Here is a 1504-nt window from a genome sequence, read left to right as displayed (position 1 = left end):
TTGTGGTCGGGACGGGCGGATGAACATTATGCCGCCATGGCTCGGATGAAGCGCTCGCCGAAGATGACGGCGAACTGGGCCTTTGCCATGGTCCACTCACGTGGCGGCATTCTCCACTCTTTCTCCGAGCGGTTCAAGATCAGGTAGAGCAGCTTGGTGGCGGCCTCGTGGGACTGTCAGGAATTTCGTGTGCGGACGGGCGGATGAACATTATGCCGCCATGGCTCGGATGAAGCGCTCGCCGAAGATGACGGCGAACTGGGCCTTTGCCATGGTCCACTCACGTGGCGGCATTCTCCACTCTTTCTCCGAGCGGTTCAAGATCAGGTAGAGCAGCTTGGTGGCGGCCTCGTCGCTGGGGAAATGCCCACGGGCGCGCACGGCCCGGCGCAGCTTCGAGTTCAGGGCCTCTATGGAGTTCGTGGTATAGATGATCCGCCGAACCTCGTCGGGAAAGGCGAAGAACGGGATGACCTCGGTCCAGGCGCGCCGCCAGCTCTGGCCGATGGCGGGATAGCGGATGCCCCAGGGACCAGCCTCGAATGCGGTCAGCGCCTGCTCGGCCGCCTCGGCGCTGGGCGCGCGGTAGACCTCCTTCAGGGCGCTCGCCAGGCCCTTGCGGTCCTTCCAGGAGACGAAGTCCATGGAATTGCGCAGCAGGTGGACGATGCAGGTTTGAACCACGGCGTCGGGAAACACGGCGGTGATCGCCTCGGGAAAGCCTTTCAGCCCGTCGACGACGGCGAGCAGGATGTCCTCGGTGCCGCGGTTGCGAAGTTCGTTCATGACCCTGAGCCAGAATTTGGCACCCTCGTTCTGCTCGAGCCACAGGCCCAGCACCTCCTTGGCACCATCAGCACGGACGCCCAGGGCGATGTGGATCGCCTTGTTGCGCACCATGCCCTCGTCCCGGATCTTCACCCGCAAAGCGTCGAAAAAGACGAGCGGATAAACCGGATCGAGCGGCCGCTGCTGCCAGATCGCCACTTCGTCGAGCACCGCGTCGGTCACCGTGCTGATCAGATCGGGCGACACGTCGATGCCGTACAGATCGTGCAGGTGCCCCGTGATCTCCCGGGTGCTCATGCCGCGCGCGTACATCGACACGATCTTTTCATCGAATCCCGGAAAACGCCGCTGGTACTTGGCGATCAGTTGCGGGTCGAAGCTCGCCTGCCGGTCACGCGGCACGTCGATCGCCAGCTTGCCGGTGTCGGTCGTGATCGTCTTGCGACCGTAGCCGTTACGCGAGTTGCCGGTGCCGTCGTCCCCGGCCAGGTGGTGATCCATTTCGGCATTCAGAGCGCGCTCGGTCAGCGCCTTCTTCAAGGCGTCGAGCAAACCACCTTGTGCCAGAGCGGTGCCAGCGTCAGCGCCAGCCAGCAACTGATCCAGTAACTCGTTCGGTATCGCAGGCTCTTTGCGCCGGGACATATGGGATCTCCTTCTTTCCCATTATGCCCGCCCGCACACGAAATTCCTGACAGTCCCAACAGCCGCCACC

The 1504-nt window shown here is 63.1% G+C and carries 1 protein-coding gene; it reads right to left on the bottom strand.

The features are described 5' to 3' along the window. Nucleotides 1-210: 210 nt before the first annotated feature. Nucleotides 211-1434, bottom strand: coding sequence for an IS256 family transposase (locus NS334_RS15420; protein ID WP_058756851.1), 1224 nt, complete (start codon nucleotides 1432-1434; stop codon nucleotides 211-213). Nucleotides 1435-1504: the final 70 nt, after the last annotated feature.

It is taken from the genome of Sphingomonas endophytica (assembly GCF_001476895.1).
Taxonomy (GTDB): domain Bacteria; phylum Pseudomonadota; class Alphaproteobacteria; order Sphingomonadales; family Sphingomonadaceae; genus Sphingomonas; species Sphingomonas endophytica_A.
The sequence above is the reverse complement of the archived record's forward strand: the minus strand, read 5'-3'. Positions and strand labels throughout refer to the sequence as shown.